Raw genomic sequence first — 549 nt, 5'->3', positions numbered from 1 at the left:
TTATCAAGTGCTTACTTTGGCAATTAACCAAGCCAATCGTTCGGTACGAATCACAACACCGTATTTTGTACCTAATACCGACTTGCTTGAGACGTTAAAAATGACGGCGCAGCGCGGTATTGATGTTGAGCTGATCATACCGCACAAAAATGACTCACTTATGGTTCAGTGGGCATCGCGCGCTTTCTACAGCGAACTTTTGGCCGCTGGCGTGAAAATTTACGAGTTCTATGGTGGCTTGCTGCACACCAAATCGGTCGTTATCGACGACCAGTTCTGTTTGGTTGGTACGGTGAATATGGACATGCGCAGCCTGTGGCTGAACTTTGAAGTCACTCTGGCTGTCGACGATGAAGAATTCACCAAGCAATTGTCATGGTTGCAAGATGGTTATATCAAGCAATCTCATCCTGTCGTTTTGGACGAGTGGGAAAAACGTAGCCTTTATTCTCGTTTCCTTGAGCGTGTGTTCTACCTCTTCAACCCATTGCTCTAAATCAGCAACCATTTCAGTTCAAACCTCCAGTAATGAGAGTCCATGCTGGAGGT

General features: G+C 45.9%; 1 protein-coding gene. It reads left to right on the top strand.

The window, feature by feature from the left end:
* Nucleotides 1-496: phospholipase D-like domain-containing protein (locus tag R7Q46_RS29495; protein ID WP_318078628.1), on the top strand; the 496-nt coding region annotated here is incomplete at its 5' end.
* Between the last annotated feature and the right edge of the window lie 53 nt (nucleotides 497-549).

The sequence above is a fragment of the Vibrio sp. 811 genome, assembly GCF_033339195.1.
The sequence above is the reverse complement of the archived record's forward strand: the minus strand, read 5'-3'. Positions and strand labels throughout refer to the sequence as shown.